Annotated in this window: 23 protein-coding genes and 1 pseudogene; 9 read left to right on the top strand and 15 right to left on the bottom strand. The window is 34.5% G+C overall.

The features are described from left to right. Positions 1–142 precede the first annotated feature (142 nt). The 5 genes from BSU00_RS04585 (at position 143) to BSU00_RS04570 (ending at position 4782) form a co-directional block, all read left to right on the top strand. Positions 143–844, top strand: a complete 702-nt coding sequence (locus BSU00_RS04585) for a toxin-antitoxin system YwqK family antitoxin (RefSeq protein ID WP_105003309.1) — start codon at positions 143–145, stop codon at positions 842–844. Between the two features lie 105 nt (positions 845–949). Beyond that, a complete protein-coding gene (gene mnmA, locus BSU00_RS04580; protein ID WP_105003308.1) occupies positions 950–2137 on the top strand; it encodes a tRNA 2-thiouridine(34) synthase MnmA in 1188 nt (395 codons plus the stop codon). Positions 2138–2180: 43 nt separating this feature from the next. Further along, positions 2181–3005: a hypothetical protein gene (locus BSU00_RS13200; RefSeq protein ID WP_233188590.1), complete on the top strand. Its 825-nt coding sequence runs from the start codon at positions 2181–2183 to the stop codon at positions 3003–3005. Positions 3006–3007: 2 nt separating this feature from the next. Continuing rightward, complete coding sequence (locus tag BSU00_RS13195; RefSeq protein ID WP_369820272.1) at positions 3008–3787, top strand: S8 family peptidase; 780 nt, start codon at positions 3008–3010, stop codon at positions 3785–3787. 62 nt (positions 3788–3849) lie between these two features. Then, positions 3850–4782, top strand: a complete 933-nt coding sequence (locus BSU00_RS04570) for a nitronate monooxygenase family protein (protein ID WP_105003307.1) — start codon at positions 3850–3852, stop codon at positions 4780–4782. Between the two features lie 78 nt (positions 4783–4860). Here BSU00_RS04570 and BSU00_RS13920 read toward each other — a convergent pair whose 3' ends face one another. From BSU00_RS13920 to BSU00_RS04550, 6 genes and pseudogenes are all read right to left on the bottom strand, one after another. Further along, positions 4861–5181, bottom strand: coding sequence for a DbpA RNA binding domain-containing protein (locus BSU00_RS13920; protein ID WP_369820271.1), 321 nt, complete (start codon positions 5179–5181; stop codon positions 4861–4863). Positions 5182–5214: 33 nt separating this feature from the next. Further along, positions 5215–5514, bottom strand: a pseudogene (locus BSU00_RS13915) (helicase-related protein); the annotation flags it as partial. Between the two features lie 45 nt (positions 5515–5559). Then, on the bottom strand, positions 5560–6174 hold the full coding sequence (locus BSU00_RS13910; RefSeq protein ID WP_369820258.1) for a DEAD/DEAH box helicase family protein: 615 nt from the start codon (positions 6172–6174) through the stop codon (positions 5560–5562). Positions 6175–6293: 119 nt separating this feature from the next. Further along, positions 6294–8795, bottom strand: coding sequence for an alpha-2-macroglobulin (locus BSU00_RS04560; RefSeq protein ID WP_255402294.1), 2502 nt, complete (start codon positions 8793–8795; stop codon positions 6294–6296). Then, entirely contained in the window at positions 8792–9469 is a 678-nt protein-coding gene (locus BSU00_RS04555) for a hypothetical protein (RefSeq protein WP_105003305.1), read from the bottom strand. Before BSU00_RS04555 ends, BSU00_RS04560 begins: the two co-directional genes overlap by 4 nt. Next, positions 9411–11810 (bottom strand): MG2 domain-containing protein, encoded by a 2400-nt coding sequence (locus tag BSU00_RS04550; RefSeq protein ID WP_105003304.1) that lies wholly within the window; start codon positions 11808–11810, stop codon positions 9411–9413. Before BSU00_RS04550 ends, BSU00_RS04555 begins: the two co-directional genes overlap by 59 nt. Positions 11811–12423: 613 nt before the next feature. Here BSU00_RS04550 and BSU00_RS04545 point away from each other — a divergent pair. From BSU00_RS04545 to BSU00_RS04535, 3 genes are all read left to right on the top strand, one after another. Beyond that, the gene (locus BSU00_RS04545) at positions 12424–12669 is read left to right on the top strand and encodes a hypothetical protein (RefSeq protein WP_105003303.1); all 246 of its coding nucleotides are present in this window, start codon (positions 12424–12426) and stop codon (positions 12667–12669) included. A 1928-nt stretch (positions 12670–14597) separates the two neighbouring features. Next, positions 14598–15179: a tRNA-(ms[2]io[6]A)-hydroxylase gene (locus tag BSU00_RS04540; protein ID WP_105003302.1), complete on the top strand. Its 582-nt coding sequence runs from the start codon at positions 14598–14600 to the stop codon at positions 15177–15179. A 36-nt stretch (positions 15180–15215) separates the two neighbouring features. Next, the gene (locus BSU00_RS04535; RefSeq protein ID WP_105003301.1) at positions 15216–15656 is read left to right on the top strand and encodes a DUF4268 domain-containing protein; all 441 of its coding nucleotides are present in this window, start codon (positions 15216–15218) and stop codon (positions 15654–15656) included. Between the two features lie 51 nt (positions 15657–15707). Here BSU00_RS04535 and BSU00_RS04530 read toward each other — a convergent pair whose 3' ends face one another. Continuing rightward, on the bottom strand, positions 15708–16073 hold the full coding sequence (locus BSU00_RS04530) for a DUF4870 domain-containing protein (RefSeq protein ID WP_233188589.1): 366 nt from the start codon (positions 16071–16073) through the stop codon (positions 15708–15710). Positions 16074–16137: 64 nt separating this feature from the next. Between BSU00_RS04530 and mnmE the strand changes: the two genes are divergently transcribed. Continuing rightward, positions 16138–17532 (top strand): tRNA uridine-5-carboxymethylaminomethyl(34) synthesis GTPase MnmE, encoded by a 1395-nt coding sequence (gene mnmE, locus BSU00_RS04525; RefSeq protein ID WP_105003300.1) that lies wholly within the window; start codon positions 16138–16140, stop codon positions 17530–17532. A gap of 127 nt (positions 17533–17659) precedes the next feature. On the opposite strand, the gene BSU00_RS04520 is transcribed toward mnmE, so the two are convergent. The 8 genes from BSU00_RS04520 to BSU00_RS04490 all read right to left on the bottom strand — a co-directional run bounded on the left by BSU00_RS04520 (position 17660) and on the right by BSU00_RS04490 (position 24725). Continuing rightward, a complete protein-coding gene (locus BSU00_RS04520) occupies positions 17660–17920 on the bottom strand; it encodes a hypothetical protein (RefSeq protein WP_146104789.1) in 261 nt (86 codons plus the stop codon). 137 nt (positions 17921–18057) lie between these two features. Further along, on the bottom strand, positions 18058–18306 hold the full coding sequence (locus tag BSU00_RS04515; protein ID WP_105003298.1) for a DUF3667 domain-containing protein: 249 nt from the start codon (positions 18304–18306) through the stop codon (positions 18058–18060). 158 nt (positions 18307–18464) lie between these two features. Beyond that, a complete protein-coding gene (locus tag BSU00_RS04510; RefSeq protein ID WP_105003297.1) occupies positions 18465–19067 on the bottom strand; it encodes a hypothetical protein in 603 nt (200 codons plus the stop codon). Positions 19068–19405: 338 nt separating this feature from the next. Then, on the bottom strand, positions 19406–20146 hold the full coding sequence (locus BSU00_RS04505) for a GDSL-type esterase/lipase family protein (protein WP_105003296.1): 741 nt from the start codon (positions 20144–20146) through the stop codon (positions 19406–19408). 126 nt (positions 20147–20272) lie between these two features. After that, the gene (locus BSU00_RS04500; RefSeq protein ID WP_233188588.1) at positions 20273–21406 is read right to left on the bottom strand and encodes a TolC family protein; all 1134 of its coding nucleotides are present in this window, start codon (positions 21404–21406) and stop codon (positions 20273–20275) included. 32 nt (positions 21407–21438) lie between these two features. Next, a complete protein-coding gene (locus tag BSU00_RS13190; protein WP_233188587.1) occupies positions 21439–21711 on the bottom strand; it encodes a hypothetical protein in 273 nt (90 codons plus the stop codon). Between the two features lie 4 nt (positions 21712–21715). Beyond that, positions 21716–23062, bottom strand: a complete 1347-nt coding sequence (locus tag BSU00_RS04495; protein ID WP_105003295.1) for an HlyD family secretion protein — start codon at positions 23060–23062, stop codon at positions 21716–21718. Continuing rightward, a complete protein-coding gene (locus tag BSU00_RS04490) occupies positions 23055–24725 on the bottom strand; it encodes a peptidase domain-containing ABC transporter (protein ID WP_105003294.1) in 1671 nt (556 codons plus the stop codon). The genes BSU00_RS04495 and BSU00_RS04490 overlap by 8 nt, the downstream gene beginning before the upstream one ends. Positions 24726–24743 lie beyond the last annotated feature (18 nt).

Here is a 24743-nt window from a genome sequence, read left to right as displayed (position 1 = left end):
TGGTAATTTTTATACAATATCTTCGGAAGTTTTACGATTATTTCCTGAGGAGTTCCCCTACGTTTAACAAACAGAAATAATAGAATCTTGTTTTGTTTTGTGATGGTTTGTGTACATTTGAACTCTTAAAAAGAAAGCCTACATGATAAAGTTAGTAAATTTAGTTGCAGCAACGCTTATTGCAAGCTTGTTTTTTTCGAGAGAAGCATGCGCTCAAGAGATAAATCTTGTCAATACAAATGGGCAAAAAATAGGAGTTTGGAAAAAGTATTACGACAATGGCAATCTTCGATATGAAGGCCAATTTAAAGATGGAAAAGAAGTTGGCGTTTTTAAGTTTTATTCCATGCTTTCCAAAACACAACCTGTTATTGTTAAAGAGTTTTCAGAGAAAAGTGATACTGCAAAAGTAAAATTCTATACCACCAAAGGAACTCTAAAAAGTGAAGGAGCAATGCTAGGTAAAAAGCGCGTAGGTAAATGGCTATACTTTTTTTCTGACGGAAAACTTCTCTCAGAAGAAAATTATGTCGATGGCTATTTAGATGGCGTACTTAAAAACTTTTATACCAATCAAAAGCTGACAGAGGCAACCCAATATAAAAGAGGAAAAAAAGATGGATTATCCAAAATATACGCTGAGGATGGAGTATTAATAGAAGAGGTTATGTATGCAGATGGATTAAAAAACGGAGAGGGAAAGTATTTTGATTTAAAAGGTAATTTAAAAGAAAAAGGCATGTATAAAGCGGATAAGAGAGTGGGTAAATGGGAGTTTTATATCGATGGTGAAATCGCGAAAAAGAAGAAAGAGAAGCTCTCTGATATCAAAAATAAAAATTAGATTTATGTAACATGATAGTATTGGTTTCTTTTATAGAACCATCAATTTTACGCATGAAAATAAACAGAAACTTATTTGTAAATTTGCCCTTTCAAAAATCTTAAAATGAAAAGAGTAGTTGTCGGACTTTCCGGAGGTGTAGATAGTAGTGTTACTGCATACCTTTTAAAAGAACAAGGATACGAAGTAATTGGATTATTCATGAAAAATTGGCATGATGACTCGGTAACGATTTCTGATGAATGTCCTTGGTTGGAAGATAGTAATGACGCCATGATTGTTGCAGAAAAGCTCGGTATTCCTTTTCAAACTGTAGATTTAAGTGAGCAATACAAAGAACGTATTGTAGACTATATGTTTAACGAATACGAAAAGGGTAGAACCCCAAATCCGGACGTGCTTTGTAACCGAGAAATTAAATTTGATGTTTTCATGGATATTGCTTTACGTCTAGGGGCAGATTATGTTGCTACCGGCCATTATTGTAGAAAAGGGGAAGCGATTATTGATGGAAAACCAGTGTATAAATTATTGGCAGGTAAAGACAAAAACAAAGATCAATCGTACTTTTTATGCCAACTATCACAGGCACAATTGGCAAAAGCTTTATTTCCGATAGGAGAATTAACAAAACCAGAGGTAAGAGAGATTGCTAAAAAAGCAGATTTAATTACCGCAGATAAAAAAGACTCTCAAGGTTTATGTTTTATTGGTAAAGTTCGGTTACCAGACTTTTTACAACAAAAATTACAAGCTAAAGAAGGAGATATTGTTCAAATCCCATTTGATTTTCAATCGTATACAAGAGCTATTCCTGAATTTCATAATAAGGAAGAGGAACTGAGTTTTTATGCAAAAAAGTACATGTATACCAAGTACGATGGTAAAGTAGTAGGAAGACATCAAGGTGCCCATTTTTTTACTAAAGGACAACGTAAAGGATTAGCCGTAGGAGGTACTAAAGAGCCGCTTTTCGTTATTGAAACAGATGTAGAAACGAATATCATATATACCGGAGAAGGGAAAAACCACCCTGGTTTATATCGAAATGTACTTTTTGTATCCAATGCAGAGTTGCATTGGGTTCGCGAAGATCTAGCATTATCCTCTGGAGAAAATATACAAGTCGAGGCAAGAATTAGATACAGACAACCATTAGAAAAAGCAACGATTTACTGTGTAGATACCGGAGTTTATGTCGCATTTGAGAATGCACAATCGGCTATTCAAGAGGGCCAATTCGTAGCTTGGTACAAAAATGAAGAGCTAATGGGGTCGGGTGTGATTAGTTAGTCTTACTTTTCTTAATTTCGTAAAAAGTACTAGCTTTGTTTGCATGAAACAGCTGTTGTTTTTCTTACTGCTTTTTTCGAGGTTTTATCTTCCTGCACAACAAGATGCCTGGGTCTTTTTTAAAGACAAACCACAAGCTAAAACTTTTTTAGAAAATCCAACTTCCATGCTGTCACAGCATGCTTTAGAAAGAAGAAGAAACCAAAGTATAGCAATAACATTATCCGATGTCCCGCTGGATAATACTTATTACCAATACCTAAAGTCCGAAAAAGGAATCGTACTCTTGGCAAAATCGAAGTGGTTAAATGCGGTACACGTTAGAGGAACAGAAGATGCTATTGCTGGGTTACAAACCAATTTTTCTTTTATAAATCGCATTGAATTTGCAGACAAAACCTTAAATAAGAAACCCTTTTCTGGGCAAGTAAAACCTACGTCTACCAATCAAAATAAGTTTGGAAACATGACCTTAGGTTTTGATTATGGAAATGCCACCGAGCAGATTACCATGATTAAGGCAAATGTCTTGCATGCACAAGATTTAACTGGTTCGGGCATTCGAATTGCTATTATGGATGCTGGTTTTCCCAATGTGAATACGTTAAACGCTTTTGAAAGGTTGCGAAGGCAAGAAAAGTTGCTTGGCGGTTATAATTTTGTAGAAAGAAAAGAAGATTTCTACACAGGACACCAGCACGGAACAAATGTACTTTCCGATATTGCAGGGTATGTAGAGGGAGAATTTATTGGTACGGCTCCAGATGCTTCTTTCTACTTATTTATTACTGAAGATGTCGCCAATGAAACTCCTTTAGAGGAAAGTTTATGGGTAGAGGCTGCGGAAAAAGCCGATAGCTTGGTGTAGATATAATCAATACTTCCTTAGGGTATTCTGAATATGATAATGCTGCTTATAATTACAGATATAGCGATATGGATGGAGCGACCTCATTTATTGCTAGAGGTGCAGAAATTGCTGCTAGCAAAGGAATACTGTTGGTTACCTCAGCAGGAAATAGTGGTAATAAAAATTGGAAATATATCACCACACCTGCAGATGCCAAGTCTGTATTTACTGTAGGGGCAGTAGATGCTTCAAAAACCATTGCGCCATTTAGTTCTTTTGGACCAACTGCGGATGGACGTGTCAAACCAGATGTAGTAGGGCATGGGCAAGGAGTTTATGTGATCGATCATGTATCAGGACTTCCAAGACTTGCTAATGGTACTTCTTTTTCTGCTCCGATAATTGCTGGAGCAATGGCTTGTTTTTGGCAGGCATTTCCAGCTAAAAGCAGTACCGAAATTATGGACGCTATTCGAAACTCTTCAGATAGGTATGCTAATCCATCGGATCAATATGGATACGGTATTCCTGATTTTGAATTGGCATTTGCAACATTATCCAATGCAAAATATTCTAAACAAATGTTTACGATTTTTCCAAATCCGGTAGAAAATATATTGTATTTGGCACCCGATACTGCCGCTGCCGAGGTTACAATTTATAGTATATTAGGAGAACAAATTTGGCATGCGACATTACAACAAAATACGATTGACGTATCTAAATTCCCAGCAGGAATGTATGTGTTACAGATAGATATAGACGGAAGATCCCATGTGAAAACATGGATTAAAAAATAAAACTAAATTTCTCTTGGCGATACCTAAATACTTTGCAGCTTGAGAACAATAACTAAAATATGATGAAAACTACCATAACAACACTTTTTAATACGCAATATCCAGTTGTACAAGGAGGAATGATTTGGGTTTCCGGATGGCGCTTAGCATCTGCTGTTTCTAATGCAGGAGGTTTGGGGCTTATAGGGGCTGGTTCTATGTATCCTGAAGTATTGCGCGAGCACATTCAGAAATGTAAAAAAGCTACCGATAAACCATTTGGTGTAAACGTACCTATGCTATACCCAGATATTGAACAGATCATGGATATTATAGTAGAAGAGGGCGTAAAAATTGTATTTACCTCTGCAGGTAATCCAAAAACCTGGACGCAGTTTTTAAAAGCCAAAGGAATCACTGTGGTACATGTGGTAAGTTCTGTTAAGTTTGCTTTAAAAGCCGAAGCAGCAGGAGTAGATGCTGTAGTATGCGAAGGTTTTGAAGCAGGAGGACATAACGGAAGAGAGGAAACCACCACATTTACCCTAATTCCAATGGTCAAAGAAAAGGTGCGTATACCTGTAATTGCTGCAGGTGGTATAGGCTCAGGAAGAGGAATGCTCGCAGCGATGGTTTTAGGTGCAGATGGTGTACAAATAGGAAGTAGATTTGCAGCAACGGAAGAGTCTTCAGCCCATGCTAATTTTAAGCAAACCATAGTAGATGTTAAAGATGGAGATACGCATTTGACCTTAAAAGAACTTGCTCCGGTTCGTTTGGTCAAAAATAAATTTTACCAACAGGTAGAAGAACTGTATCAGAATAATCCTACCATCGAAGATTTAAAAGAATTACTAGGAAGAGCAAGAGCGAAACGAGGCATGTTTGAGGGAGACCTTGCCGATGGGGAATTAGAAATTGGTCAAATCGCAGGAATAATTCACGAAATTAAACCAGCAAAAACGGTTTTGAAAGATATTATCACAGAATACAACGCCGTAAAAGAATCTCTCTAAACGATAGTATAATTTATTTCTAACAAAGGGGATTAGTTACCTTTTGGCTAATCCTTTTTTAGGTTGTTAGAAATTACCTTAAATTTCAGTAATTCTAACCTTTTTGTTTTTCAGTTTTGTATTGTTTAATCTAACTACCAGGTTTTTAGCCTCGGTTTTAGGAACTGCGATAAAAGCACAATCTTGTTTTAGTTCGATAACTCCTAATTGCTCTTTGTTTAAATTTCCCTTTTTGAAAAATAAGCCAGCAATATCTCCTTTAGATATTTTATCTTTTCTACCGCCAGATAAAAATAAGGTAGTCCAATACGGACTTTTTAACTTCTGTTGCTTTGAAATATCTACAGTTGGGATATTTTTTAAGAATTCAGGTAGATCTTCTTTGTTACCATGCAACACATAGGCCGTACCTTTGGCGTTTACGCGAGCAGTTCTTCCATTCCTATGGGTAAATTCTTCTATTCTAGGCGGTAATTCATAATGAATAATAAAGTTTAGTTCAGGTATGTCAATACCTCTTGCAGCCAGATCGGTAGCGACTAGCAACTTGCTAGTTCCATTTCTAAATTTCAACAACGATCGTTCTCTATCTCTTTGTTCCATCCCACCGGAGAAACAGCTATGAACCACATTATTTTTCTTTAGAAAAGTACTTACCACTGCAATACTATCTTTCAGGTTACAGAAAATAATACCCGATTCATTTCCTATATGTTGTATTAATTGAAGTAAGGTTTCTTTTTTGTTTTTAGAAGAACAGACAACACTTTTTTAAAGCTAGTTTTTGTGCTTTTTTTCCGTCAGATAATTTAATACAGTAGGTTGGTCTAATCCGACAAACGCAGGAATTTCAGCCTCTTGCGTAGCAGAGGTTAAAATTCGTTTCGAAATATTTGGTAACTGGTTTATGATACCTCTCATTTCGTATGCAAAACCTATCTCAAGTGACTTATCAAATTCATCTAATACCAGTGTTTTAATATAATCTTTTGAAAAGCGATTGTTGGTAAAATGATCGGCAATTCTTCCAGGTGTTCCAATTAAAATGCTAGGGGTATGCTTTAAATCTACTTTGTCTTTAGCCATCGATCTTCCTCCGTAAACCGCATTAACTTTTAATCCTGTTCCCATTTCTCGCAACACTTGTTCTATTTGAATAGCTAGTTCTCTAGAGGGCACTAATATTAAAGCCTGAACAGCAGTAATTTTGGGGTTTATATTTTGTAAGGTAGGCAATAAAAAAGCCAAAGTTTTTCCGGTTCCTGTTGGGGATAAAAGTATGGTGTTACTTGTTGCAGTTATTACTGATATTGCCTTTTCTTGCATCTCATTTAAGGCGTAGATATTCATTTTCTTTAAAATATCTTCTCGTGTCTTTTGTATCGATCCCATTGGTGTATAATGAACGGCTAAATAATAGTGTTAGTGTATCTTGCAAAGATAGTTGCTATAGCGCTGTAAATAGCATAAAACCTAATAAATCAAAGTAGCCTTATTATATTTTGTATTGTTTATCGTATTACAGTGATCCATTTTCCTTTTGTTCTTGCGAAATAGCTATTGTCGTACATTCCCTCTGCTTGTAACCCAGGAAGATAATAATTCCCCAGATAAGAAGCATTTAAAAGAACTTTAAATTGTTTGCTTTCGAATTTTTTTAAACGGAAGTAATTCCGAATACTAGCATCTCTTATATCGGTATAGTCTGTTTTAGAGGCAGAAGTATTCTCGCTAAAACCAGTAAATCTCGTATTGATAACTTCCCATCCAGATGGTAAAAATTGAGTAAGTGCTATATTTTCAACCTCTTTATTTGTGGTGTTTTTAACCGTTATCTGCGCGACAAAATTTGTACCCTGTTGGATTTCATCTGGGGTAATGAATTTTCCGTTTTTATTTCGGTACACTACATCTATTTCCAAATTCTTTTCTACTACTTTTTCTTCTCCTACAGGAAGAATTCCTTGTTGGAATAGTCTTACGTAAAGTATCCCTTTATTGGTATTAGTTATTCCTAGGGTATTCTCCGTACTTAATTTTTTTATGTCGGAGGTGTATAAAGCTTTTGAGGTAGTCACATTCTCTTTACGATCTCCGATAGTATAAACTGCTTTAAGCCCTGTATTGTCTGCATTTTTAATAGCATAATTACTTATGGCTAGTAAACAAAATGCAGTGGTTTGTGTACTCATCCAAGTTTCGCTGGATAAACTATCAGAAATTTCTTTAGCTGCTTTTATGGCCTTGGTATCCATATTTAATAGCGAATACGTTTCGAGGGCCATCGCTTTATTTCGCAGTTCAGAGCCATAGGTATTAGAATAGTCATTCCTATTAACAAATTCGTTTAATGTTTCTACTATTGAAGTTGCAATATTTTGTTTTCCTAACAATGCATAAGCACCTGCTAATTGTATACGAGCATCGTTGGAGATATTACTAGCTTCTCTCAGTCTGTTCATGGATGCCAAATCTGGTGCATTAGCCAAGCACAAAGTGTACAAACGGTATGCTTGGGCTAAATCGTTATTTCTATAGCTATTGGTGTTTCTCCAATTTCGCGCTTCTTGTTTTTGATAGTTTATCCATTTAGATAGAAATCCTATGGGTAGCACATATCCTTTTTTAGCTGCCTCTAGCATAAAATGTCCGGCATATGATGTACCCCAATTGGAAGCATTTCTATCGCCTTGCCAATACGAAAGCCCTCCACTTGAGAGCTGGAAATTAGAAATGCGTTGTACTGTTGCCTTAATATTTCTGTCGATATCGGCTTTTTTGCTTTTGGATAGCGAAAAAAGATCGGTAAAATACAATTGAGGAAATGCACTAGAAGTGCTTTGTTCAATACATCCATGAGGGTAACGAACCAAGTACTGCAAACGTTTTGTAAAGTTCATAGGAGGTAAAGTAGATAACTCTAGGCTAGCCATATTAGTTCCTTTTGTTCCAAAGTTTTCAAAAGAAATCGTACCACTTTCATTAGCTTGTAGTACTAACTCATGAACCTCTGTGCTTATTGGATTAGGATTTAAAACATCAATTTCTACCGAATAAGATGCTTTTTCTTTACCCGAAGTAGCTAAAATGTCTACGTTTCCAATACCTTTAAAATCATTTACTTTTAGCGTAAAATAAACCATTTTTTCATCGGGTTTTGTAAAGGAAACTTTTTTATTCCTCGTGCCGATAATAGTGAAAGAAGGATCTGGTTTTACAGTAACGTTTACCGCTCTAACGGAGGGTTTCATAGCGAATACGGTAACTGGTAACGTTACGGTTTCTTGGGGTGTAATTTTTCGTGGTAAAGAAGCTAAAACCATCACTGGTTTACGAACAAAAACAGCTTTTTCTGTACTTCCATATGCTTCATTTTTATTGTCTGAGGCTACCACCATAGCGCGAACAGCGCCAACGTATTTAGGAATCGTAATTTCATGTTTTTTACGAGCTCCTTTTGCTAGTTGAAAAGGTCCTAAATAACGTACCATTGGTTCGAAGCGATTCGCTTTTTTATTTTTACTTCCTGCCTCCGATTCATCACCTCCTATACTTAAGATTTGATGTACTTTTCCACCGTATGCACCAATAACGTCATCATAGATATCCCAGGTTTTTACTCCTAAAGATTGTTTGGCATAAAAAGAGTTCCATGGATTTGGTGTTTTAAATCGAGTAAGGTCAAGTAGTCCCTCATCTACAACAGCTATGGTGTAGGTCATCGCTTTTCCGTTTTTTTCCGATACCTCAATGCTTGCTGTAGATTCCGGAACTAGTTCTTTTGGTAATTTTACTTCCGGTTGCAATTTAGTTTTGGCATCGTATACCGATATAGGAATAGTACCGTACATTCTTATTGGCAAATCATTTACCGAATTCTGGTGTTTTTGTAATAGCGTTATCGAAACGTAAATATTCGGACTATAGCTGGGTAAAATAGGGAATGTAAAACTCGTTTGCTGCGCTTTGGTAGGAATCCAAAAATGATCTAGAACTTCCGATCCGTTTTCTATGGTAAGTAATGCTCTGCCTTCTGCAGAAGAAGGAACTTAACGGTTGCTGATTCTGAAACTTTATAGGAGTCTTTGTCTGTTGTAAATACCAACATTGTAGCATTTGATTTGTCAATATTTCCTTTCTTTTTTACATACCAAGAGGGCCAGTCAAAATATACTACAGCGGCACTAGTATGTTTACTGCGTTTGTCTTTTACTTTTATCAAATACCTTCCCCAGTCATTTTCACTTACTTTTAGTGCAAAGGACCCTTTTCCGTTGTTATTTGTTTTTATGGTATAACTATTATAGGGCTCATGATATTTTGACCCACTGTAATCGTAAAGTCCATTTTCTGCAGAATTCCACCACCAACTCCACGATAATTTATAAACTGTTACCTCTAAATCTCTCGCATTTCCAGTGCCATTTTCATCTACTGCTGCTACCTCAAAATTATAACTTTTATCGGTGTATAAGTAGTTGGAAGAAGTTGTTTCCTTCGGTGCTTTTAATCCTACGTAGTGGGTATATGTAGAAAGTTTTGTTGTAAAAACATCCGTACTAAAATCCCCTCCATTTTCATATACCTTGGTTAGTAAATTTGCCTTTAACATTCCGGGTGCTTTTGCATCAAATTTGGGTTGTGCTACAAATTGTGCACCTCCGGTATCGTTTAAGGTGCCTTTCATTATTGTAAAATCTTCTACTAAAATTTTGGGTTAGGTCGTCAAATTGGTACCCTTTAAAGGAAGAGAAGGTTGTTTTTGTTTTGTAAAACTTACTGGTAATATCAAATTTCAGATTTTTAGCAATAGCACCATGTAACCAGTTTACCTGTACTTTACCACGTATTGGTGTATCTGCCTTAACAGGGATGTTTTCTAAATCGATAGCAATTTTCAATCGATTTGGTTTTATGGTTTCTATTTTTACTTTTTTGGTGAAGGTAGCTGCACCTACACGAATGCGAAGTGTGTAATTACCGGTTAGAGCATCTTGCGAAGTTTTGGGTGTATAAGCATACACATTTGCTACTGTTTTATACTGAACGGTTCTATCTATAATTTTTGCTCTTGGATTAGAAAGTTCAAAAGTTATAGGGTGTTTCTCCGGAAGTGGATTGTTAGCATCGTTTAGCACAAAAGTGAAAAATAACTGATCTCCAGGTCGCCATACCCCTCGATCGCCATAAATATATCCTTTTAAACCTTCTTGAAGCTTGCTTCCTGAAACATCAAATTGGCTCATGGATAGTGCATTACCATCCTTTAGTTTTACATATGTTGTATGTTTCCCTTTGGTAATTTTGGCAAAAAACACACCTTCTTTATTATCGATAATAGCGATACCTTTCGAATCTGTTGTGGTTGTGTATAATTCTTGCTTTTGTAAATTGTACAACTTTATGGTTGCATCTGATACGGGCGCTGTACTTATAATATCACTAACCGCGATAAAGGTTTTATCAGTGGTGCCTTTTTTTACGATGGCACCTAATGAAGTAGCTAGTATATTCGTGCTAATATTTTTGTTGTAATAATACGAAACCGTGCAGGGGTTGTCTCGGTCGCGCCAATTGTAATTATAATACCTTCTTTCATAATACTCCGGATTATCGAATGCTTTGGTAGTGACTTCCTTTTTTCCATAGCTAATCGTTGACGTGCTTTCTTCAGAGGTACACGAATAATTAGAATACGCTTTCGAGAAAGAAAGCTCCACGCGATACATCGCACCATTTTCAATGGGTATGATTTCCGAAAGGTCGATAGCATAGGCATTTTTCGTTTTTAAATTAACACCGCGATTTGTAAGGTTTACGGTGTATTTGGCAACTGGTCTCCCTACATATCTAAGATTTCCCTCATTATTAAAATTACTACTTTGTAGAAATTGCAAAACATTATCTGGGTATATTTTGTAAATAGTTGCATCAACAGCTTTTAAATTAACCGCGTAAAAGTTGAGTTTTAGATTTTCTGAATCTGGTAAAATAGTGCCACTATTGATAAAACTAACTTTGGGTTTAGGTTCTTCAAAATAGAGTGTTTTTATGGTGTTAACAGCTAAGGAAACTCCTGCTTCATTTTTAATTTCTTTAAATATTTCAAGATCCACACTCTCTTTAAATTCAGCCTTTGGATAAATGGTAACGGTATTATTTTTTATACTATAGTTAAATTTTATTTTCGCATTATTGGTTAACTGAAGTAGTCCATTAAGGTTTTGATTTTTAGAAACAATATCCGAGAATACGATTTCAATGTGTTGTTTGTCATTGTCTATTACTTCAACTGACAGTACTTCAAATCTATTTTTTCCAGCTATGGTGATGTTTGTTTCTCCTGTAGATTTTGATCCAATTGCTTTACCATTCCAAAGTAACTGCACTATTTTATCTTTTTCAAATCGGGCTAAACTGTCTATTTGGAAGCTAACTTTGGTCGTGTTTTTTTCGCTGCTCTCAATAGTAATAGCTTTATTTTTTTCATTGTATTGTGCACTTAATACTTGCTTTATTTTCGCTGTCTCTACAAAGTCACTTGCTGTAAAAGTACCTTCTAAAAAATATAAATCTTTAGTTACTACTCTCGGTGGAAATACCGATACTGTAAACAAAAGCTCTTTTGTTTTTAGGTTTAAAGAAAGATTTTGTAAATCTTTTTCAATATTTGGATATAACTTATTTAGGTGTAGCGTAATTTGATACTCGGTATTACTTTTCAGTTTTTCTTGTGGCACAAACTCTAAGGTATTCCCCTTCAAGTATATTTCTCCTTTAATCTTTGGTAGAATACTAACGACGTCTTGCTCTATTTTGCTAATTTTAGGTTGCTCTTTTAGTACAAAAGCTATTGGGCCCGCATTGGAGATAATTTCATTTGGAAAACTTTGAATGTATTTTTCAAATTTGTAAATATCCGTTTCTGTGTTTGTTTTTTCTTTACAGGAGAAAAAGGTAAAAAGTACTAAAGAACATAACGATAATACAATTATTCGTAAAAAAGGTATGATGATATTAGTTTTCATAAGTGTGACGATAGCATTTAATATAGGAGAACTGGTATTGTAATAATCTTTATTTCCTTAAAGTTACGGAAAATGTTGCAACTATTTATTTTTCATTAGAATTTGCTTTTTATGGCAAAGAATTCGTTAAATCGTATGGGTTTATAGTATTCAAATAGCTTTTAAAAATCCTTGATGTATTAGGTGTTTTAATGAAAATATTTACTGTAGGATAGTGTACCAATTTTAAATTCATTAAACTAAATCTTACAACTATATTTTCACTTTCATTTCGTTTTTTGGATACAAAACGAAACAAAAAATCAAGTACAAACCAGGAAATTACTGCGTACCGCTTGTTTTGAAATTACCTGCTTCATGCGTCGCATTGCAACTTCATTTCTACACTTGCTATTTCTTTGTTTGCACGATACCAAACCGTACTAAGTTTACAGATGTAAAAATCAAAATAAAACATAAATTTTCCATCTACTTAAATTTACATTATTCATATACTTTTTGCATACCGATAGTTAATATCATATTTAGTTTGTTTTTTTATAATTTAGTTGGCAAATATGTATTAGAAAAAAACGATACTAAATTTTTAAAAAAATTGATGAATACTTAAAGTATGTTCCAATACACATATCATTTAGGCAATGTTCGTGCTGTAATTGCCACAAATGGAAATAATGCAATAGCCACAACAACTACCGATTACTATCCTTTTGGTACGCCAATGTCTAACCGACAAATCATTAATGGAGAGTTGTATAGATACGCTTACCATGGACAAGAAAAAGACCTTGAAACTGGCAAGGAAGCGTTTCAATTACGACTATGGGATGCTAGGATTGGCTATAGTTATTGTTACTAACCAACCTGCTACTACTTTTGAAACTGATCATGTAAAAGATTATGTAAGATCTATTTTTAGTTGTATGAATTCATTAAATTATCAAAATCAAAATTTCTATAATATGTTTTTTGGAAATATACCTAATAGTAGTTTTAATTCATATATAAGAGATTGTTTTATTTGCTTAAGAACTAAACCATGAAGGCTTAATTCGGTAGAATATTAAAAGTGGCATTGAATCAATCCTTATGTTAGTTTTTAGTACGATAGAGTTCTATGCGATAATGAATAAGTGTTGGTATAACAATTTGTATATAATAATTAAAGTAATTATTAAGAAACTGAATTAGTATTTATATAAAAATTGGAACGACTCAATAAAAACCATTTCCTCCTGTTGATTCAGAAACTTAAGACATTGATAAATTAAAGAAATGATTAATATGGAATTTGTAAGTTAAAATAGATATTATGAATAGAAATAGAGTAATTAAATTATTTTTTTGTTATTGAGTATTTTGTTAGCCTCATTTATAGGTGTTTTTTTGTTACAACTCTTAAAATGGAGTAAACTGTTATTAGAATCTAATTTTGAGATTTCGCCTGACTTGGCTTTATTCTATACATTTTTAATTCCAATGATTATTATGTTGTGTTATATTATTTTAAAAAGGATAAAAAAAACTTGATTGCTATAGTGTATCGCGATAGCGCGGACTTTTAGTCTGTGCCTACTGCGACAAAGCAAATAATAAACATAAAAGCTACTGTTCATTAGTTTGTAAGGTTGTTTTTTTGTTTTTAGATAGTTTTAAGTTTAGCAGTTTTTACAAGATTACTCGATAGCGCGGACTTGTAGTCCGTGCCCACTATGAGTAAGCAAATAATACATATAAAAGCTACTTTACATTAGTTTGTGAGGTAGTTTTTTTATTTTTAAGAGGAATAAGCTTTTTTAGCGATGAAAAAAGAAAGGAGAATTTCAATAATGCAAACTTAGTCCAAATACGTCAATTTTATTTTCATTTTGTCTTGGATAAAATACGAAACAAAAAATCAAGTACAAACCAGGAAATTACTGCGTAGCCCTCATTTCGAAATTTCATGCTTAATGCTTCGCATCGCAGCTTCATTTCTACACTTGCTATTTCTTCGTTTGTACAATGCCAACCCGCAATAAGTTTACAAGTTTTCAAATGCTATTTCCTCATTTGTACGATACAAAACGAAACAAAAAATCAAGTACAAACCAGGAAATTACTGCGTACCGCTCGTTTCGAAATTACGTGCTTTATGCTTCGCATAGCAGCTTCATTTCTACACTTGCTATTTCTTCGTTTGCACTATACCAAACCGTCCTTCGGCTACAAACCGTAAATAACCCCGCAATACCCGTAAAAATTAAAAGCTGTTTGAGCGCTAGCGAGTTCTTTTAATTTAGGGTAGAGGAGGCTTAGTTTCGAGAGAAGGAGACGTACGACTAGATTTTTTGTTTCTTTTTTAGCGATGAAAAAAGAAAGGAGAATTTCAATAATGCAAACTTTAGTCCAAATACGTCAATTTTATTTTCATTTTGTCTTGGATACAAAACGAAACAAAAAATCAAGTACAAACCAGGAAATTACTGCGTACCGCTCGTTCCGAAATTACGTGTTTCATGCTTTGTATAGCAGCTTCATTTCTTTACTTGCTATTTCTTCGTTTGCACGAATATAAACCGTCCTTCGTCTGCAAACCAAAAATAATCTAACAGTAGTTATCATATTATAGTTGCATATTTATTAAAAAAATTATTATGAATTTTTTATTTTTGGTTTTAACATAAAATTCTTAGCATTTATGGTTTGTAAATAAAAAAGTACAATAATTTAAAAAGTTTATTAATAACGAAAGTATGCTCCCAGTAGGATATATATTTTTTATTTTTGCACTTTCAATTCTATATTATGCTTGGATTACAATTTGAGACAGAGACTTCTTGGGTAGAGGTAGCTACTAGTGGATTAGAACAATTACTAACCGACCATGCTTTTGCCGAACAAAAAGCGGCATCTAATGCAGTTTCTATCATTATTAATTATTCGGAAGAAACGGCTTTGGTAAAAGATATGAGTGATATTGCTATCGAAGAGATGGAGCATTTTCGTATGGTGCATAACATTATGATAGAAAAAGGAATGGTATTGGGTAAAGCTACCAAAAACGACTATGCATTACAATTGCAGAAGTTTTTTCCGCATACTGGAAACAGAACAGAGGCTCTAGTGCATCGCTTGTTGGTTGCGGCTCTTATTGAAGCAAGAAGTTGTGAACGTTTTAAGGTGTTTGCAGATAATATGCAAGACGAACAATTGGCAACATTCTACAGAGATTTAATGATTTCAGAAGCCAATCACTACACTTTGTTTTTAGGGTATGCAAGAAAATATATGGATCGTGAAGTAGTAGATAAAAAGTGGCATGATTTGCTTGCTTTCGAGGCTGCAATGATGAAAAGTCGCGGTACAGTAGCAAAAGTCCACGGCTAATTATGCTTAATGTAGAACTAATAAACTCTGTTAAAAGTGTTTAGTAAGGAAGAATCGGCACGTTTGCGTAAGGAATTCTGGACAAGTTTCGGAAAGTCATTCCCCAGAAAATGGCTATTGTACCACACCAAAATTAAAGGGGTAGCGTTTAAGTTTCAAGCCGATAGAAAAAATGCTTCCGTATGCTTAGATTTCGAAAACCCAGATGAAATAGTTAACGCATTACTTTTTGAACAGTTATTGTCTTTGCGAAGTATTTTAGAATCGGAGTATCTTCCAGAGGTACTACTAGACGATAATTTTGAATTGGAAAATCGTAAAATTATTCATCGTGTTTATGTTCCCTTTCCGCATAAATTTAGCATTCACAATAAAAATACTTGGAGAGAATGTTTTGCATTTTTTGTAGATACCATGTCGCAATTTGAGCTTTTTTACCACGAATACGAAGATTACCTAAAACAAGCTATAAGCTAAAACTCAAAAATAAGAACTTTTGTAATTTGTATTTGTATTTTAAGCCTCACCCTATAGAAATTTTATGCTGAAAGGATAGTAAGGAGGCTCTTCATTATTTGCCTTTATCGCATTTACAATTGGAAAAATGAGATAGAACGCACCAAGCACTACAAAGCCAAGAAATCCAAGCCCGAAAAATAAAATTAGCGGAATACAAATTAGGAAGTATATAAACATGCTAATTCTAAAGTTAATTATGGCTCTTCCATGTGCATCCATTCCTAATATTTCATCTTTTTTAAGTGCCCATAAGATTATAGGAACGATAAAACCACCAATTCCTGTTACGAGGTCTAAAAGTTGACTCAAATGTGTTATGACTAATAATTGTGTGTTTTTTGCATAAATTTTTAACAGTTTAGTTATGGGACGCAATTCGACCTTATTTGTTACACAATGTAGGTTTTAATACTCTTTTTTTAGTCTGTATATTTGTAGTATGATACAAAACGACACCATTATAGCTTTAGCAACTCCTGCAGGGGTAGGTGCTATATCGATCATTCGTCTTTCTGGAGAAAAATCTATAGAAATTGTAGCCGCTTTTTTTAGCCCTGTTAAAAAAGGTAAACTATTAGCACAACAAAAATCACATACCTTACATTTAGGGCATATTGTTCGAGATAATGTGATTATCGATCAAGTTTTGGTTTCTATATTTAAAAATCCAAACTCCTACACCGGGGAGAATGTGGTGGAAATTTCGTGTCATGGCTCTAGTTTTATTCAACAAGAAATTTTACAGCTTTTTTTGAGTAATGGTTGTAGAATGGCAGACAACGGAGAGTTTACCATGCGTGCTTTTTTAAATGGAAAAATGGATTTGAGCCAGGCTGAGGCGGTTGCCGATGTCATTGCTTCCAATTCTGCGGCATCCCACCAAGTAGCCATTCAACAAATGCGAGGTGGCATTACCAATGAACTACAAGAATTACGAGCGCAGTTGTTAGACTTTGCCGCTTTAATCGAACTAGAGTTAGATTTTTCTGGTGAGGATGTGGAGTTTGCAGATCGCACAAAATTCAAACAGTTGGTAGCGACTATTTCTTCGGTGTTAAAACGTTTAATTGATTCTTTTGCGTTTGGTAATGCGATGAAAAACGGAATACCTGTCGCTATTATAGGAGAGCCTAATGTAGGAAAATCTACCTTGCTTAACGCCTTGTTAAATGAAGAGAAAGCGATTGTTTCTGATATCGCAGGAACTACTCGAGATGCTATTGAAGATGAGGTTATTATGGAGGGGGTTGCATTTCGTTTTATCGATACGGCAGGAATTCGAAAGACAAAAGATGTTGTCGAAAATATTGGAATAAAAAAGGCCTATGAAAAGGCAGAAAATGCCCAATTAATAATCTTTTTAATCAATGCAGAAAAGTTTGCCCAAGACCCGGAGGCTTTTCTTTCGGAAATTAATGTTATTTCCAATCGTTTTCCGCATAAAAGAGTCTTGACCATAGCAAATAAAATCGACAAAATTTCAAAAGAAAAACTAGCCGAACTCACTTCTAAAGTGAGCGACCTAATTTTACTCTCTGCCAAACAGAAAATAGGTATAGATGCCTTAAAGGAAGAATTGATGGCTCTCGTAAATACCGGTGCTTTGAGTAATAATGAAACTATCGTTACCAATTCCCGACATTTTGAAGCTTTAACTCAGGCTTTAGAGAGTATCGAGTCGGTTAAAAATGGAATTGCACTAGATATTTCTTCCGATTTATTTGCCATAGACATCCGTGAATGTTTACGACATTTAGGTAATATAACCGGAGAATACGATGTAGATAAAGACATTCTAGGCCATATTTTTGGTAATTTCTGTATTGGTAAATAATTTTGAAATCAAATTATTTAAGAAATACAGGAATAAGATTGTATTTCTTTTTGTTGAACAGATATGGTTTTGATGCTGCCAAAAGTAATGCGCTTTTCCAAAACAAAAGGATTCTCAACACTGAATATTACATCTTTCGGTTAATGATTTCTACTAGTACACCAATGATGACAATAAGAAAAGAACCTATCGAAGTACCGAGAAAATAAGCAAGAAATCCTTTGATATAACTCCAAGCTTTAAATTTATCAAAAAAGTTACCAATAGCCCATGCAGAGTATAGCATAGCAAAAAGATACGCTATATTTCCAATTTCTAAAGAGGTAATCGTTTCGAAAACACCAAAGGCAACAAAAATTAAATTACCTATTCCGACGGTAAAAAACACCAAAATAAGTGTTTCATAAATATTGTATTTTGATTTTAGAAAGAATAATTTAACCAAAAATCCAATAAAAAAACCCAATATAATATTTACAAACCCAAAATTTTCTCCAACCCACGCAAATGCTTTTCGAATTCCCTCTAAGGTAAATCCTCTGGGGGAGTACCTGTTTTAAAATCAAATATTTGTTGCATGATTACAAAAAAAATGGAGCTAAAAATCACGAACAATAATGGCTTAACTAGTCTTTTTCTATCGTACAACAAAAACGTTGTAACTGTTGCTCCTGGTCGTAAGAACAGTTCTTTAATCGTATAAAACAATCCTTTGTCGAGATTTAAAACACTCTCGATTTCACTCCAAATATAATTGCGGTCTATTCTATCCAAAGTTTTTGTTCTGGCTTTGCTTTAGTTATTTGAGTTGCTTGTGTATTCATAATTTTAGTAGCGGTTTTTTGCTGTAGGTATATTTTAAACTTTTTACATGAAAACTTTTAAAATCTTAATTTGTTTGCTTAGTCACGACTATTACCAGCCTTCATTTATTAATTTTCCGAAGGCATAAAATGTATGGTTTTTTCCGCCTCTTGGTAGAGGTTGGTTAATTGCAACTCACGCATAGATAGTTCGTGTAAGAGTTCTTTAAATATTAGTAAATTTGTTTTCGCGTTTTCTTTGGTATTAAAAGTAGGAGAAAAGAGTAGTTCTTCTAACTTGAAAAGTGGTTCAAAAGTGGCGGCTTGTTGTTTATAAATTCTCGACAAGCTAAAAAGTATATCGTACTCTAAATTAACGATTAACGGGTGCGCTTTGGCAATATCCCAAGCATCACTACCAGGAGTTTCTCCAAGTAAAGACTTCTTGTAAAACAATGAATAAATCGTGTTCTTATCTTTATAAAACTTTTCTATAAATTTATCGTTAGCACTAAGGCTATCCAAACGGCTTACAATCTCTCTGTGATACGGCATCCATTCGTTTAAAATGCTGGTATTAGTTCGCAACTCTACTTTTATCTTTTTTAACAATTCTGTTGCCTCTTTTTCATTTTTTCTTTCCTCCATTTTTTCATTCAAGAAAAGACCAAGAACCACACTAAAAACAATCAGTAGAACCTGGGTACCATTTTTAAGAATTACTTTTTTCATTTACTATTATTTTTTCCGAGAATTTTGGAAGTTATGTTTAGGTTACATAAAGAAATAAGATACTATACTTCTATGCCTCCTATCTTATATCTTCAAATATAAAGAAATCTATAAGCTACACAAATGGATACCACAATATTACCTATTGATCCAACCGTTTTTATAACCAAGAAAAAGGTTTAATGGGTTTAAAGCTAGTAATAGTTTTACTAATAGCTATATTACTTTTGTGAATACAGATACCCGTGTAAGTAAAAAAACAAACAGTAGGATTTATATAGTCATTATTAGCTGTTTACTGGTCAATGACACTTTATAAATGACCATGCATTAATGTTTTACCGCACTAGTACGGTCTGTAATGCCTCGTAGTAGCGCTCAGCGATAAAGGCAGCGCCTGCCTGGTTATAATGTACATCATCTGCTAATAAACTATCCGTAAATCCCGAATACATATCTACAGTAATTACACGAGAAGTAGCTGTACTTTGGGTGGTTGCAATAGTGGTCACTTCTTGCTGCATTTGGTTAAAATAATTAGTTAGTTCCACAGTCATAATATCCGTTCTACCAGGTGCCATTTGCTCAATGAGTATGGTTACATTAGGATTAGCTTCTTGCAGTATGTCGATACAACTATTTATGTTTTCTACTGCTTTTGTAAAGGATAAATTGTTGAGACCATCATTTCCTCCTGGAGAGCTAAATAAAACGATATCAGGAGCTCCGGTTTCGGTAAGCCAATTGCGCAATCCATCTAAAATTTGCCCAGAGGTCCAGCCGCCTCTTCCTTCATGATCGGTGTCAAAAGTCTCATTGTTAAATAGGGGGTAGGTTCCATCGTCAGTTTGTGTTCCAATAAAGTCAAAGGTAAATTCATTTTCTTTTAAATCTCTCCAGAGTTCATATCGAAAACTTTCATAGGCAGGTCTTGCGCCTTCTACTCTAGAAGCTCCTAAAGGAAGAATTTTATTGATTGAAGTACTCAGTGGTTTTACAGTTATGTCTTCGTCATTGTTGCATGCACTTAGTGCACATAGCAATAAAATGAAAATTAAATAAGTGTTGCTATATCTCATACTGATTCGATTTAATTAAAGGGAACAAATTTTTTGGCAATTATAAATAGCTATTTACCTAAAATACGAAAAAAATGAATTAAAAATTACTTTCATATTTCTAGATATCGAATGTTAAACCTTTATTTAATAGGTACTATTGTAGTTAGTATCGTTTAGGTTTGCTTTTCCATAGGCTTCAAATAAAGATACATTCGCGAGCAAGGTTTTTACAGTAATGGTGTTTGCTTTTAACGCAGCAGCGATTAATTTTTGTTCCCTAGCGTTAATTACAAATAAAGAACTATCCCCTAAAGTAAACTTACGTTCCTCTGCAGCTAATAATAGTGTATAGTTAACGACCATTGCTTCAATTAAAGAGGTTTGTTCTTCCAGAGAAGAAATTTCTGTTTGTATCGCTTCAATTTTATTATTAATAGCTAATGCGGTTGTCGTACGTTCGAATTTTATTTCTTGTAACTTGTATTTATTTAGTTTTAAATCGCCTCGTTCTTTTCTTAAAAATAAAGGAAAACTAAGGTTTACAAAAGCTTTGTAGTTTGCTGTATTAAAGTTGCTAAATGCATTTACATCACTGGCTAAAAAGTTATATTGCAAATCTACTTTAGGCAACAGTTTATTTTTCTTTAAAGCATTATCTACCTCTAAGGCAGCGATTTTAGATTCTAAATTACGAATTTTAGGATGGTTCGCCATTGCAAACTCTAATTCTTCCATCGTTTTAAAAGAAAGTGAAGTTGCAATGGTATTAGCTTCCGGTATTACAGGAGTAATATTTTCTTGTATTTGAAGAGGAATGTTGGCCATCCATAAATAATTACTAGCATACAACATTGCTTTTCGTGTTTTTAGCTTTGCTTGCTCTGCGTTAAGTCGTCTACTTTGCATGGCAATTTTGGCTTCTACCGAATCGATAGGTGCTTTTTCACCAACAACAACGTTGCGCTTGATGCCTTCCAATCGAATCGCAGCATTTTTTAAAAAACGATGGTAAATTTTTTGTTCTTGGTATGCTTCGAGCCACATAAAATAGGCCTCACTTGCCTTAACGAGTAGGGTATTTACCGCCAATTCTCGTTCTGCTTTGGTCTGTTGCATGAAGATTTTAGCTTTTTTAACAGCTGCCATTCGTTCGTTTATCAAAAAGCCTTGTGCTAATGAAACCGAGACGCCTGCACTGTATAAACCGCCATCGGGTAGTGTTGCTTCTGGGTTTAAATAATTCCCTGAATTTTCTTCAAAATTTGCCTTAAACTCCACGCCATACCAAGTGGGTATTTTAAAGGTTGTATTTAGTTTGTTAAAATATTCTGTATTTGCAAACTTTTTCGATCGAAATCTACATCAATTTTTGGGTCAAAACCACCCCTTGCACGTAAAAGAGCAGCTTCTCCAATGTTTAATTTTAAATTGGCTTGTTTAATTGTAGGGTGGTATTTTTTAACATAACCTATGTACTCTTCATACGATAAAAAATCAGTTTGTGGTATGCTGTCATTTTGCGCCACAAAACCTAGGGAATTCCATAGTAAAACGAATACGATCCAATAAGTACTTCGCATCATAAACTTAGTTGTTTTTTGAAATATTAGTAGATGGGGTATAATAGTTTGGAGGGAAACCATTTAATTGGCGCCATATTTCATACCAAATAGGTACATCTTCTAACAGTGCAATACTATTAGCACCAGAACCAACTCTCATGTTTTCTGGCCACGGATTTTCTTCTTTGTCTGGAGCTACTAATATTCTAAATTTTCCATTAGCGCTTATAGAAGTCTCTATGGCAACCACTTTTCCTCCATAGGTTCCATAGGAAGCATTGGGCCATCCACTAAAAAATATAGCTGGCCATCCGTCAAAACGTATCCGAACATTCTCTCCGAGGTGTATTAAAGGAAGATCCATGGGGTCTACAAAGGTTTCTACTGCTAAATCATAATTTGCGGGCATGATGGCTACTAATTTTTCACCTTCTTTAAAAGTTTCTCCCAATCCACCTCGAATGGCTTTATTGATAAATCCATCTTGCGGTGCGGTAATGTAGTACATTGCATTACGAATGGCGTAATTAGACGATTTATTGGCTAGTTTACTCACCTCTACTTCTGCTTCAAACCGATTCGACTCTGCAGTAAATCGATCACTATTAGATTTTGAAATCTTATCTTGATAGGTTGCCTCGATACTCCTTATCTCAATTTGAGCATTGATAACTGCATTTTTACTTACCAAGAGGTCATTCTCCTTCGCTATTAATTTTGCTTGTGTTTCTTGCAGTTTTAAACGTTTTTCTTCTACATCTCTTGTGGCTTTTAAACCTTCTTTCTGTAAAGTTATGGTTCGCTCATACTGCTTTTTAGCGATAGTACTATTCGTTTTAGCCGCCTCTAATTCTATACTGTCACTTTTTACTTTTAAACGAGACTGCTCTAATTTATTTTTAGCCTGTGCTATTTTTAATTCCCGTTCTTTTTGCAAAGCAGAAACTTGGGTTTTCAGGGCTTTAATTTTTTCTTGATACGATAGTACCGATTTGCTCTTTGCTTCTTTTTGTTGTTCGGTTCGGTATAATAAATCAGGGTCTTGGTATTCATTTTTAATTTCCGAAATATGTAATATCGTATCGCCTTTTTGTACAAAGTCACCTTCTTTTGCGTACCATTTTTCAATGCGCCCGGGAATTGGAGACTGAATGGTTTGTGGTCTTTGGTCTGGAGTAAGGGTTGTTACATAGCCTTTACCAGAAACATTTTGTGTCCAGGGTAAAAACAATATGATAAACATAGCAAATGCAAAGGCTGCTAAAAACCTATTGAAAATTTTAAAGTGACGTTGTTTGTCTACCTTTTTAAACGCTTTAAACTCCTTTAGGTTCACTTTTGCGTTAAGCTTATTATTAGAGATGTTAAGCATGATTTTGAATGTTTAAATTTCCTTGGTTTAATACTAAAGTTTTGGAGCACTTCGTTTTCCAAAGAGGGTTGTTGGTAACAATAACGATAGACCAATTTTGCGCATCGTTGGTCAGGTAGTTTATGATTTCTTTTGCTTCTTCAGGGTCAAAATATTCTAAAGGGTCTTTTAGTAGTAATAGCTTTGGTTGGTGTACTATGGCTCGTGCCAGTAAAATACGTTTGGAAATACTGAAAGAAAGTTCTTTCCCTTGGCTACTTAAAACGGTTTGTAAACCATTAGTTTGTTCTTTTATAAAAGGTAATAGACCTAATTTTTCTAAGACCTCATTTAATCGTTTTCGTGAAATTTCAGGATTGTTAAATGTAATGTTTTCAAGTATAGTACCTTCAAAGGTTTGTTGCTCGGGTAAAACTTGTCCTATTTTACTGCGATAGCTTCCTAAACGTATCCCTTTAATCGAAGAATTGTTAATGTAGATAGAACCTGCAGTTGGCGTATGTATTCCAGCTATCAGTTTTAAGAGTGTAGTTTTTCCCGATCCGGATTTTCCAGTAAGCAGTATTCGTTCTTTGTCTTTAATGCTAAGGTTTATGTTATTAATTATTTTTTTATCTCTTACGGAAACAAAAGAAACCTTTTCTAATTCAATTTTAAAATTCTCCTCATTTTCAAAAGGATCAATACCAACAGAAGGCTCAATTTTCTTGTCTACTACTTGTCCTATTTTTTCCAAAGAGGTTAATACATCGTAAAAGGTTTCTAAAACATAAATTAATTTTTCAACCGAACTTATTACCAATAGAATAATAATTTCCGCAGCTACAAACTGACCGATATTCATCTGTTGGTTAAGTACCAATAAACCACCTATTACTAACAAACCTGCAGTTACAAGAACTTTAAAACCAATCATTTGAATGAATTGTGTAAGTAATATTTTAAAGTGGCTCTCTCTGGCTTGTAGATATTCTGTGGTTAGTTCGTCATTCCTTTGCATGGCAAGACTCGTGTTCCCAGAAAGTTTAAAGCTCACTAAGGAACGAGCTATTTCTTGTATCCAATGCGCAACTTTGTATTTACTTTTAGACTCTTTTAAGCTAGTTTCCAGTCCTTTTTTTGCAGTGAATTTGAACACTACGTATATTAGGAGTAACAGTAAAATACCATAAATGATGAAGAAAGAGTGGTAAAAAGAAAGCAGAATTATTCCAAATATAATTTGTAATACGGCCGCCGGAAAGTCAATGAGTATCTTAGAGAGTCCTTTTTGTACCGTAAGTGTATCGAAAAATCGATTGGCAAGCTCCGGAGGATAATAGTTAACCAGTTCAGTGTACTTTATCTTCGGAAAACGATAAACAAATTCAAACGAAGAGCGCATGAATATTTTTTGCTGAATATTTTCAAGAATGCGAATTTGCATGATTTGAAGCCCTCCTTGAAATGCTACACCAAGTGTTACGAGTGCTACCAAAACTATCCAAGAGGATGTAATTTGGGCACCTTGTAATAAATTGATGATGGCCTGAATTCCTAAGGGTAACGACAAAGCAACAATACCAGCGAAAACAGCATAGTAAAATATTTGCCTTATATCTCTTCTATCTAGTTGTAATAATCCTGTAAAACGTTTCCAAGGAGACATTTTTTTTGTGGTCATATGTTTGAATTTTGACGG

The sequence above is a fragment of the Tenacibaculum sp. SG-28 genome (assembly GCF_002954385.1).
In the GTDB taxonomy this organism is placed as follows: domain Bacteria; phylum Bacteroidota; class Bacteroidia; order Flavobacteriales; family Flavobacteriaceae; genus Polaribacter.
Note: the sequence above shows the minus strand (reverse complement) of the source record. Positions and strands in the feature narration are given on the sequence as shown.

Excerpts from the sequence above, each read along its gene's own strand:
- BSU00_RS04585 (WP_105003309.1), top strand. The coding sequence starts at position 143 with ATGATAAAGTTAGTAAATTTAGTTGCAGCAACGCTTATTGCAAGCTTG.
- mnmE (WP_105003300.1), top strand. The coding sequence starts at position 16,138 with ATGATACAAAACGACACCATTATAGCTTTAGCAACTCCTGCAGGGGTA.
- BSU00_RS04510 (WP_105003297.1), bottom strand. The coding sequence starts at position 19,067 with ATGAAAAAAGTAATTCTTAAAAATGGTACCCAGGTTCTACTGATTGTT.
- BSU00_RS04505 (WP_105003296.1), bottom strand. The coding sequence starts at position 20,146 with ATGAGATATAGCAACACTTATTTAATTTTCATTTTATTGCTATGTGCA.
- BSU00_RS04545 (WP_105003303.1), top strand. The coding sequence starts at position 12,424 with ATGTTCCAATACACATATCATTTAGGCAATGTTCGTGCTGTAATTGCC.
- BSU00_RS04540 (WP_105003302.1), top strand. The coding sequence starts at position 14,598 with ATGCTTGGATTACAATTTGAGACAGAGACTTCTTGGGTAGAGGTAGCT.
- BSU00_RS04555 (WP_105003305.1), bottom strand. The coding sequence starts at position 9,469 with ATGAAAGGCACCTTAAACGATACCGGAGGTGCACAATTTGTAGCACAA.
- BSU00_RS04490 (WP_105003294.1), bottom strand. The coding sequence starts at position 24,725 with ATGACCACAAAAAAAATGTCTCCTTGGAAACGTTTTACAGGATTATTA.
- BSU00_RS13200 (WP_233188590.1), top strand. The coding sequence starts at position 2,181 with ATGAAACAGCTGTTGTTTTTCTTACTGCTTTTTTCGAGGTTTTATCTT.
- BSU00_RS04570 (WP_105003307.1), top strand. The coding sequence starts at position 3,850 with ATGAAAACTACCATAACAACACTTTTTAATACGCAATATCCAGTTGTA.
- BSU00_RS13910 (WP_369820258.1), bottom strand. The coding sequence starts at position 6,174 with ATGGGATCGATACAAAAGACACGAGAAGATATTTTAAAGAAAATGAAT.
- BSU00_RS13190 (WP_233188587.1), bottom strand. The coding sequence starts at position 21,711 with ATGATGCGAAGTACTTATTGGATCGTATTCGTTTTACTATGGAATTCC.
- BSU00_RS04550 (WP_105003304.1), bottom strand. The coding sequence starts at position 11,810 with ATGAAAACTAATATCATCATACCTTTTTTACGAATAATTGTATTATCG.
- mnmA (WP_105003308.1), top strand. The coding sequence starts at position 950 with ATGAAAAGAGTAGTTGTCGGACTTTCCGGAGGTGTAGATAGTAGTGTT.
- BSU00_RS04495 (WP_105003295.1), bottom strand. The coding sequence starts at position 23,062 with ATGCTTAACATCTCTAATAATAAGCTTAACGCAAAAGTGAACCTAAAG.